At 33.6% G+C, this 9,252-nt stretch carries 9 protein-coding genes and 1 tRNA gene; 8 read left to right on the forward strand and 2 right to left on the reverse strand.

Going from position 1 to position 9,252, the window contains the following annotated elements; genetic code table 11:
* Positions 1-4 precede the first annotated feature (4 nt).
* The 5 genes from truB to JNL75_00390 all read left to right on the forward strand — a co-directional run bounded on the left by truB (position 5) and on the right by JNL75_00390 (position 5,580).
* On the forward strand, positions 5-697 hold the full coding sequence (gene truB, locus JNL75_00370) for a tRNA pseudouridine(55) synthase TruB (protein ID MBL7788267.1): 693 nt from the start codon (positions 5-7) through the stop codon (positions 695-697).
* 1 nt (position 698) lies between these two features.
* On the forward strand, positions 699-1,622 hold the full coding sequence (locus JNL75_00375) for a bifunctional riboflavin kinase/FAD synthetase (GenBank protein ID MBL7788268.1): 924 nt from the start codon (positions 699-701) through the stop codon (positions 1,620-1,622).
* A 67-nt stretch (positions 1,623-1,689) separates the two neighbouring features.
* Positions 1,690-2,811, forward strand: coding sequence for a radical SAM family heme chaperone HemW (gene hemW / locus JNL75_00380; GenBank protein MBL7788269.1), 1,122 nt, complete (start codon positions 1,690-1,692; stop codon positions 2,809-2,811).
* A gap of 35 nt (positions 2,812-2,846) precedes the next feature.
* Complete coding sequence (gene rnr / locus JNL75_00385) at positions 2,847-5,063, forward strand: ribonuclease R (GenBank protein ID MBL7788270.1); 2,217 nt, start codon at positions 2,847-2,849, stop codon at positions 5,061-5,063.
* 31 nt (positions 5,064-5,094) lie between these two features.
* Positions 5,095-5,580, forward strand: a complete 486-nt coding sequence (locus tag JNL75_00390; GenBank protein ID MBL7788271.1) for a hypothetical protein — start codon at positions 5,095-5,097, stop codon at positions 5,578-5,580.
* 20 nt (positions 5,581-5,600) lie between these two features.
* On the opposite strand, the gene JNL75_00395 is transcribed toward JNL75_00390, so the two are convergent.
* Positions 5,601-6,269 carry a DNA alkylation repair protein gene (locus tag JNL75_00395; GenBank protein MBL7788272.1) on the reverse strand — a complete coding sequence of 223 codons (669 nt, stop codon included), beginning with the start codon at positions 6,267-6,269 and terminating at the stop codon, positions 5,601-5,603.
* Positions 6,270-6,273: 4 nt separating this feature from the next.
* On the reverse strand, positions 6,274-7,005 hold the full coding sequence (locus JNL75_00400; GenBank protein ID MBL7788273.1) for a glycoside hydrolase family 25 protein: 732 nt from the start codon (positions 7,003-7,005) through the stop codon (positions 6,274-6,276).
* 77 nt (positions 7,006-7,082) lie between these two features.
* On the opposite strand from JNL75_00400, the gene JNL75_00405 reads away from it, so the two are divergent.
* The 3 genes from JNL75_00405 to JNL75_00415 all read left to right on the forward strand — a co-directional run bounded on the left by JNL75_00405 (position 7,083) and on the right by JNL75_00415 (position 9,140).
* On the forward strand, positions 7,083-8,231 hold the full coding sequence (locus JNL75_00405; GenBank protein ID MBL7788274.1) for a glycosyltransferase: 1,149 nt from the start codon (positions 7,083-7,085) through the stop codon (positions 8,229-8,231).
* A gap of 26 nt (positions 8,232-8,257) precedes the next feature.
* On the forward strand, positions 8,258-8,842 hold the full coding sequence (locus JNL75_00410; GenBank protein MBL7788275.1) for a MarC family protein: 585 nt from the start codon (positions 8,258-8,260) through the stop codon (positions 8,840-8,842).
* 213 nt (positions 8,843-9,055) lie between these two features.
* Positions 9,056-9,140: transfer RNA gene (locus JNL75_00415), tRNA-Ser, on the forward strand.
* The last annotated feature ends 112 nt before the right edge of the window (positions 9,141-9,252 follow it).

Below are 9,252 nucleotides of genomic sequence, written 5' to 3' on the forward strand. Positions count from 1 at the left end.
TCTTATGAATCTTTTAGATGAACTAGAAAATGGTACTATTCTACCAGTATATAAACCTCTTGATTGGACTTCGTTTGATGTCGTAAAGAAAATTAAAGGACTAACAAGAAAATCTGTATCAAAACTAAAAATAGGACATGCGGGGACTCTAGATCCCTTAGCAGAAGGCTTACTTATCATTTGTACACAAAAAATGACCAAACAAGTCGATGCTATTCATGCCTTGCCTAAGACTTATATTGCGACCATTTTTCTAGGTGCTGAGAGACCTTCTTATGATAAAGAAACTGAAATTTCCGCTACCTATCCAATAGATCATATCGATGAAAAATTAGTTTCAGATACACTTAAGAGTTTTATGGGTAAACAAGAGCAGATTCCCCCTGTTTATTCAGCCGTAAAGCAAGATGGTAAAAGATTATTTCTGAAAGCACGAAAAGGTATCGAAGTGGAAGTAAAACCAAAGGAGATAGAAGTATATGATATTCGGCTTATTGAATTTAATTTACCGCTAATCAAAGTAGAAGTTAGAGTTTCAAAAGGAACTTATATTCGCACTTTGGCTTTTGATATTGGTAAAAGATTAAATTCTGGTGCTTATCTGGATCATCTGGTAAGAAGCAAAGTAGGAGACTATTCCATTGAACATTCTCTTGATATGGAAACTATTCATAAAACTTTAGCTACCAAAGAGTGATATGAATATTTATCAAAAGCTCCCTCAGCTAACTGAGAGTATTATCACTATTGGGTCCTTTGATGGACTGCACCTGGGTCATCAGTTTTTAATCAATGAAGTTAAGAAAATAGCAGATGAAAATAAGCTTCCGTTTTATCTTATAAGTTTCGAACCACACCCAAGGTTGGTTTTGCAGAATAATAGTGATTTTAAACTTTTACAAACCTGGGCTGAGAAAATATCTCAATTAGAAAAACTAGGAGTAGAGCATCTTATTGCCATACCTTTTACCAGAGACTTATCACAAAAAAGTGCTGAAGAGTTTATACAAGATTATATCCTGAAACCTTTAAACCCAAGAATTGTCGTATTGGGCTATGATCATAAATTCGGAAGAGATAGACAAGGTTCTATAGATACATTTTTAGCCTTGAAAGAAAAATTTGGTTTAAACTTAGAAGTGAAACAACTTCAAGAATATATGAACCAGCGAAGTCATATAAGTTCTAGTATTATTCGACATCATATTCAACATGGAAGAATAGAACAAGCGAATGAATTGCTTGGATATCAATATTCCGTTACTGGGAAAGTAATAGAAGGAAAAAAATTAGGAAGGACACTTGGATTTCCTACGGCGAATGTTTTATCAAATGATATTCATAAATTGATTCCTGCCATAGGGGTATATCATACTACCATAGAAATTGACGGTGTTTCATACAAATCAGCCACTAGTATTGGATTTAATCCTACGGTTGAAAATATTGATATCCCGAAAATTGAGACCTATATTATAGATTTTATGGACGATATTTATGGGAAAGAAGTTGTATTAAGGTTTCACCATTATATCCGGGGAGAGGAGAAGTATGGTAGTATAGATGAATTGAAATTAGCCATAGAACAAGATGTTATTACAATTAAAAATAATTCTGATTAATCCTAGCCAATACTATTTAAAGTTCTCCCTATTTATTCGTAATTGGTAACTTACTGTTAGTTGAAATATGGCCGCGCTCTACATTCATATACCTTTTTGCAAGAAAGCCTGTCATTATTGCTCTTTCTATTTTACCTTAAGCACTGTCAAAAAAGCAGAATTTATAAAAGCGTTGTGCAAGGAGATAGAAACTAGAAGTTTAGAATTAATTGGTCAAAGCATCTCATCTATTTACTTTGGTGGTGGAACTCCTTCGCTTTTAAGTATTCAAGACTTAGAAAAGATATTTGAGGCTATTAAGGGCAATTATTCGTTAGAAAGCAATACAGAAATTACCATTGAGTCAAATCCTGAAAATATAACCGCCTCTTATCTTTCAGAATTGAAAGTATTATGTATAAATAGACTCAGCATTGGCGTTCAGTCATTTTCAAATCCTGACTTAGAAATCATGAATCGCAATCATAATGCTGATCAAGCTATCCAGGCGATAAAAATGGCAAAGGAAAAATTTGACAACGTTTCACTGGATTTAATTTTTGGTTTACCATTTTCAGGCTTAAAACAATGGAAAAATAATTTGGAACAAGCAATTGCTCTTGGAGTTGACCATATTTCGACTTATAATCTCACGGTAGAAGAGAAAACGGCCTTAGCCAGAAAAGTAGCTAGGAAGGAACTTTCTGTAGAGCCTGATAATACCTTGAATGAAATGTATTTTTACACTATTGACTATCTAGAAAGAAATAAGCTTATTCAATACGAAATATCGAATTTTGGAAAGCAAAATCATTGGTCTTTGCATAACATTAGCTATTGGAAACAAGAACCCTATCTAGGATTTGGGCCTTCGGCTCACAGCTATTCAGGAAAGGAAAGACGCTGGAATGTCTCTAATTTAAAAAACTATATGGAGGCCATAGATCAAGGAGAAAACTATAGTGAAAGTGAAGTATTAAGTATAGAAAACAAATACAATGAATATGTTATGACTAGGTTGAGAACTATTTTTGGACTAGGCATTGAAGAAATAAAGACTACCTTTGGAAAAAATTTTGAGAATCATTTCCTCTCTAAGATTCAAGAAATGCAAGCTCAAAATTGGATACATTACGAAAACAACTACTTTAAACTAACTACCTCAGGCAAGGTAATGGCTGACCATATAGCTAGTGAGTTGATGAAATAATCCATTGAATTTAAAAATAATAATTATAAGAAATCGTGTTGAAAGATAAAAACGAAAAAACAGAAACAAAAATTCTAAACTTGTTCAATAAAAACTATGAGAAGAAGTTTAGTTTTGATAAACTAAAAGAGCTTTTACCCAAATCTACAAGAAAAGAAAAGCTAGTTCACGCGCTTATGGTGCTGAAAAAGCAAAAGAAAATAGTAGAAATTGAAATGGATGTCTATATGCTCAAACAGTGGGATGACGAGATATCTACCAAGCCAAAATCAATCACTAAATTAGAAAATAAAAAAACCATAACGAATAGCGAAATTGTTCTCCATGGAAATGTTGAAGTAGAGGGTATCCTTGACATTACAGCTACAGGAGCTATGTTTGTGTCGATAGACGGTATGGATAGAGATGCTATACTTCGAAGCAAAAATGTTCCAGCTTTTGCGGGTGATCGTATTCTAGTAAAACTCGATAAGATAAAAGAAGGTAAACGAACCGAAGCTAAGTTTATAAGAGTAATAGAACGTAAGCTCAAAAGTTTTATCGGTAGGTTTTCCGTTCATAAATCTAAAGAATTTGAAGTTTACTTCGTCACTCCGGTTTCTTCCAAAGCACTTTTTGATTTCTATATTTCATCAAAATATACTCATGGAGCAAAAGATGGAGATTATGTAGAAATCGAGTTTATTGAATGGGGAGATAAAGAAAAAAATCCAAGAGGTAAGGTCATAGAGGTATTGAAAAATTTCAACCCCAATGAGCTAACTATGCGCACTATACTTCTCGAACGTGAATTTCACCAGGAATTTCCAGAAGCGGTGTTAGAAGAATTAAAACCAATAAAGTCAAAATTAACAGACAAGGATTTAGCAGATAGATTGGACATGCGAAATACTTTGACAATTACAATTGATCCTAAAACTGCACGCGATTTTGACGATGCCCTTTCAGTTAAAAAGCTAGAAGAAAATCTCTATGAAGTAGGAGTGCATATAGCCGATGTGGCACATTATGTTCAGCTAGGCACAGAATTAGATAAAGAAGCGTTACGCCGAGCTACCTCAGTTTATCTTCCTGATAGAGTAGCACCTATGCTACCAGAAAAATTATCCAATGACCTCTGCTCGTTGAATCCTAAGGAGGATAGATTGGCTTTCTCTATGATTTATCACATAGATGAGAATGGAAAAGTTCATAATGAATATTTAGCAAAAACAGTTATTCATTCGGATAGACGGTTTACCTATGAAGAAGCACAGCAAGTTATAGAAACCGGTAAGGGAGATCATTCTGTAACTATTCTCTTTCTCCATAAAATCGCTACATCATGGCGGGAAGAACGTTTTCATAAAGGAGGTATCAATTTTGAGGCACCAGAAGTTCAATTTGTTTTGGATGAATCTGGAAAGCCCATTGATATCATTCCTAAAGTGCAGAAGGAGGCAAATTGGCTCATAGAAGAATTTATGCTTCGTGCCAATAGAAGTGTTGCGATGGCTTTAGAAGTCTATTCAAAAAAGAAGATGATTCCTGCTGGTATTTATAGAGACCATGAAACCCCTGATTTAGCTAAATTGGAACAATTTAGTGAAGCTGCCTTGAGACTGGGCGGACACAAAATAAAAAAAATAACCAAACCAGAACAAGCTGCTGGGATACTAAATGAGTTTTTAACTTCAATATCTGATAGTCCTGAGTCCGATATATTAAATCAAATGGCCATTCGATCAATGGCTAAGGCTTATTATTCGACGGAAAACATAGGACATTATGGACTCGGTTTCACGCATTATTCACATTTCACATCGCCTATTCGTCGATATCCTGATTTAATTGCGCACAGACTACTTACCAATGTGCTTAAAAAGAAAAAAGTTGACTATACAGCTGCACAAATGGAAGAAATGTGTATGCATTGCTCAGATCAAGAACGTAAAGCCACAGACTGCGAACGTGAAGGTATTAAATATAAACAAGTAGAATATTTGAGTTATCATTTAAAGCAAGAATTTGAAGGTATCGTTAGCGGTATGAATGGCACAGGCTTTTGGGTAGAACTCAAAGCTAACAAATGTGAAGGTTATGTAGAACTGAGCTCTAATTTTAGAGAAAATTTCAGTTTTAATCCTACCACTTTAACTTTAAAAGGACACCAATCCCATACAGAGTTTCATATGGGACAGCCTGTTACAATAGTAGTTGACAAAGTAGACTTGGAAGCTAAGCGAGTGTGGTTTAAGGTGGTTATGTTTTAATAATTGTTTGTTAGCAATTAAATTTTGGATAATGAAGACGTCATTTGTAATTCTCATTTTGACCTTATTCTTTACAAATCTTAAATTGCAATCACAAATGCAAACTATGATTTTTACTGGTGGTGGAATTCAAGGATATAGTGAAAATATGGAAAATATAAGACCATTTATTGAATTAGGGATCATAAGGCAGTACTCAAGGGAAATACATCATGCAAGACCTAATTTGTCATTGACCTCTAAATTTGTATTAAGTGAGAATCCCTTTGCAGGACTAAATGTAGGAGGCTGGATTGAAAGACCTGTTATTTTTGGATTCCATACGATTATGTATACAAATATGAAGCATTTAAGTATTAAAATTAAACCCGAAATCGGTTGGTGTTATAAGAATCAAATAAGAATTACTTTTGGATATAATATCCCAATTTATAATCATGAGCATTTTCTCCAAACAAAGACTCTAGGTGGCGAGATTACTGGCAGTTATGCTTTTAAAATAAAGAAAATTAAATAATACCGTTTGCGGAGTAGCTGTTACAGGTACTTACTTCCCTCCTTTACGCTTAAATTAGATAATTTATTCTGATTTATTTCTATAAAATTTCTTACGGATACAGGATTTACCTTTGAGTAAGAGCGGAGTGCCCAGCCTATAGCCTTGCGAATGAAAAATTCTTTTTCGTGACAGGTTTGAAGAATATGCTGATACAGAATTTCTTCATGCGTTTTCACTCCATAGCCTAACTGATATATTATGGCAGTGCGACGAAGCCAAAAGTTTTCGCTTTTTATCCAGCTATTGACTTCATTTCTAAGATCAGGAAATTTTGTACAAAGAGCGCCAATACAATTCGAAGCCAATAAATCCACAATATCCCACCAGTCAGATTTTACTATCATGTCTTTGATAAATTTTAAGTCTTGTGCTCTCAATCTTTTCTTATTTTCCTTCAATACCTGAGAAGCTATGTACCACATTTCGCGTTCAGGATATCTAATACATTCGGTAGCAAACTCAATCATACAATTCTTATCTAACTTTCCTGCCACTTCTTGATATTCTTTCCAGTATATATCTCTTGTCTTATTCATCAATCCAAAAAATGGAAATCGATAACGCATATACTTTGACTGCTTTTCAGAGATAGTTTCATCTCCTAAATCTTTCAGAAATGAATATAAATTAGCAACATAGTTTCTCATATGACTATTTTTTTAAAATTTTTCTCAATTGAGCTTCTGTGCCATAGAAACAATTTAAATCTATTTTATTCACCACACCTTTTAATTCCCCTGTTTCTGAAAACTGCCAAAACTCCCAGCGAGCATCATCATCTAAGCAAGGAGAACTATGGCTATACTTAGCTATCCACAGATTATAATGTCTAAATTCATTTAGCAAAAATCGATTGTAATAGTTTTCATACGTATAGACTATAGGACGCACCCCATAGTGCCTCTCCACGACCTCTAACCATTTTCGTATATCAGAAAGCAAATTTAACTGATCTCTATGATGGACTAATTCTATATCTAAAACAGGCGGTAGGTCGCCTTTTTCTAATTCTACCTGTGAGATAAAATTCCTAGCTTGTATTTTCCAATCTAAATTTGGTCTATAGAAATGATAGGCTCCTCTAATTATACCTACTTCTTTTGCTTGCTGCCAATTATTTTGGAACTCTTTATCCACTAGTTCTTTACCTTCTGTTGCCTTTATAAAGGCGAACTTAACTTCATGATTGTTTAGTTGATACCAATCTATTTGACCTTGATATTTCGATACGTCTACACCATGTACGGCATAGTCTTTCCATTTTGGAAAAAGAAATGCAGGTCTTAATGTAGAAAAAAATTTAAAAATAAAAAATATGGAAATTAGAGTTATACCTATCCATAAAATTCTATTAATACGCAGTTTGCCTCTTTTCCTTGACATATAACTCTATTTCTAAGAATCAAAAGTATTGACTTTCTCATGAAATTTATCACAGTTTTTATATATAGTCTAAATTTGTGAATAAATTTATAGTCATAGAGAAGAGAAAACATATCATGCTCATTTCGAGTTGGTACCCAAACCGACTAGATTCATATAATGGCGATTTTGTGCAGCGTCATGCGATGGCTATATCCGATATAAGCAAAGTATCTGTTGTTCATGTTGAAGGCGATCCTAATATAAATAAATGGGAGCTAGAAACCATACATGTAAACGAGCAAATGACAGAATATCTTTATTATTTTCCAAAGTCAAAAATTTCATTATTAAATTTTTTTCGTAAAGTCACAGGCTTAATTAAAGGAAGAAATAATCTTAATAATATAGATCTCATTCATGCCAATGTAGTTCATTACCACTTTGTATGGTTACTGTTTCAAGCTTTACCATACATCCTAACTGAGCATGCTACGCAGTACCACCGATTTCATAGTATTAAGAATGCATGGCTTAAAAAAATAGTCTACAAACCTATATTTAAGGGAGCCCGGAGTGTTTTACCTGTCAGCAGGCATTTAGGGAGGAAAATAGAAGAACTTTTCGGAAAATTGCCAATAGAAGTCGTTCCCAATGTGATTAACATCGATTTATTTTACCCTAATGGCTATAAAAATCCAGTATTTACATTCCTACATTTATCCAACTTAAGCGAAGCTAAGAACATTGGTGGAATATTAAGTGCCATATTATATCTTAAACAAAAGAACTTTTCTTTTCGATTCATCATAGGTGGAAATGGAGACATCAAACAAGTCGAAGATTTCGTAGAATTCAATAAATTACAAGATGTCATTCAAATTGCACCAGCATTGTCCCATAAAGAAGTTTCGGACTATATGAGGTCAGCGGATTGTTTCGTTTTGTTTAGTGATTTTGAAAACCAACCTTGTGTACTAGCTGAGGCAATGGCGTCAGGATTACCTTTTATTTCAACAGATGTAGGTGGTGTACATGAGTTTTTTCCAAATGAAGGAGCATGGTTGATAGAGAAAGGAAATGTCCAACAATTAACTGATATCATGCAATCACTTATTCTAAATAATCCAACGATTGATAAAGCAAAACTTTCAAATTATGCAAGAGAAAATTTTGAATCGTCTTATATTTCACAGAAAATTAATAAAATATATAACGATTGTTTAAGAGTTACTACCATGAAATAACTTAACTTTGTGGTTTATTTGTAATAATGGAAAGCATAGGTATTAAAGAGATTCTCACCGTTACTATTACATTATTTACTGTTATTGATATTATTGGCGTGTTACCTTTATTGATTGATATTAGTAAAAATTCGGGTGAAATACATCCTGAACGCGCCTCGTTTGCATCGCTCATCATTATGCTTATGGCATTGTTTCTAGGGGAGAAGTTTTTAATGTTTTTAGGAGTTACTAAATCCTCATTCGCAGTGGCTGGAGGTATTATTTTGTTTATATTGGCTATGGAAATGGTTCTGGGTAGAAATATTATAAAACAAGCGAAACAACAAAATAAAGCAACCGCACTTGTTCCGGTTGCATTTCCATTAATATCAGGCGCTGGTACTATTACCACAATACTAACATTAAAATCTCAGTATAACTATCTGGAAATTGCATTAGCAATTGTAATAAATGTAATTGTTGTATTTCTCGTATTACGATATCTAAATTTCTTAAAAGATAAAATCTCAGAAAGTACTATTCTAGTTATGCGAAAAATGTTTGGGGTCATACTGTTAGCTATAGCTGTAGGTATGATTACTAAAAATCTTCAGTTGAATATTCGTTAGATTAGTTTTTTATTCTTGTTGCGATATTTATACCGAACCGATTATTTTCTAAGTTCGTTCCTCACTAAGAAAATTCAAGGTCGGCATTATATTTTGTAATATTTTTCAAAAAGGTTAATATAATTCCCTGAATTCTGGCTTTTTGGGACTAGAGTACTAGTTTTTTTACAAAAAAAAACATTCGATAAATTCAAATCTTTTAGTTTTGCACCCGGAGAGATGGCAGAGTGGTCGAATGCGGCGGTCTTGAAAACCGTTGACTGTAACAGGTCCAGGGGTTCGAATCCCTTTCTCTCCGCTTAACCAATTAGAGCTAGTGGAATGCTAGCTTTTTTTATTAGCGCATGTTTTACGTATATATTCTTCAAAGTGAACAAGATGGTAGCTTCTATAAGGGATTTTCAGAAAAT

Source organism: Chitinophagales bacterium (assembly GCA_016787225.1).
Classification (GTDB): Bacteria; Bacteroidota; Bacteroidia; order Chitinophagales; family JADJOU01; genus CHPMRC01.

What these genes read in the sequence shown, in the direction of transcription:
- JNL75_00400 (MBL7788273.1), bottom strand. Translation starts at nt 7,005, where the DNA reads ATGTCAAGGAAAAGAGGCAAACTGCGTATTAATAGAATTTTATGGATA.
- JNL75_00395 (MBL7788272.1), bottom strand. Translation starts at nt 6,269, where the DNA reads ATGAGAAACTATGTTGCTAATTTATATTCATTTCTGAAAGATTTAGGA.
- truB (MBL7788267.1), top strand. Translation starts at nt 5, where the DNA reads ATGAATCTTTTAGATGAACTAGAAAATGGTACTATTCTACCAGTATAT.
- JNL75_00390 (MBL7788271.1), top strand. Translation starts at nt 5,095, where the DNA reads ATGAAGACGTCATTTGTAATTCTCATTTTGACCTTATTCTTTACAAAT.
- JNL75_00375 (MBL7788268.1), top strand. Translation starts at nt 699, where the DNA reads ATGAATATTTATCAAAAGCTCCCTCAGCTAACTGAGAGTATTATCACT.
- hemW (MBL7788269.1), top strand. Translation starts at nt 1,690, where the DNA reads ATGGCCGCGCTCTACATTCATATACCTTTTTGCAAGAAAGCCTGTCAT.
- JNL75_00410 (MBL7788275.1), top strand. Translation starts at nt 8,258, where the DNA reads ATGGAAAGCATAGGTATTAAAGAGATTCTCACCGTTACTATTACATTA.